Origin of the sequence: Cytobacillus sp. Bac17, assembly GCF_024519925.1 — a bacterium.
Classification (GTDB): Bacteria; Bacillota; Bacilli; order Bacillales; family Cytobacillaceae; genus Cytobacillus; species Cytobacillus pseudoceanisediminis.
Map to the genome: position 1 here is coordinate 1 of NZ_JALJRC010000094.1, position 488 is coordinate 488.

The 488-nt window shown below is 42.8% G+C and carries 1 protein-coding gene; it reads right to left on the bottom strand.

The genetic code is table 11. The annotated features are described in order from the left end of the window. Positions 1 to 56 precede the first annotated feature (56 nt). Positions 57 to 488 (bottom strand): hypothetical protein (locus NR125_RS30275; protein WP_256816872.1); only part of this gene is annotated, 432 nt, incomplete at its 5' end.

The window sequence follows — 488 nt, forward strand, 5'->3', positions numbered from 1 at the left end:
AGTGTTAACAATAATTCTTGATATTTATTAACTTTCTTCAATATTATACTGCCTTCTTATTCATATTTCTTCCCCTTTTTATATTCATACCCTCTTCCCCCTTCCTCCCCCCCCCCCCTCTTTTTCTTTCCCTTCCTCTCTTCCCTCCTTCCCCTCCTTTCTGCTTTTTTTTTTTTTCCTTTCCCCCTTTTTCTTTCTTTTCTTTTTCCCTCTCCCCCCCCCTCCTCCTTCCTTTTCCTCCTTTCCCTCTCCCCTTTTTCCTTCCCCTCCTTTTTTTTCCTTCTTTCCTCCCCTTTCCCCTTTCCTTCTTCCTTTTTCTTCTTTCCCTCCTTCCTCTCTTCCCTCTTTCCTTCTTTTCCTTTCTTTCTTTTCTTCCCTTCCTTTTTCCCTTCTTCCTTTCTTTTCCCCCCCCTTCCCTTTCCTTTTCTCCTCCTTCTCTTTTCTTTCCTCCTCTTCTCCTTCTCTCTTCCTCTCTTCTTTTCTTTCCC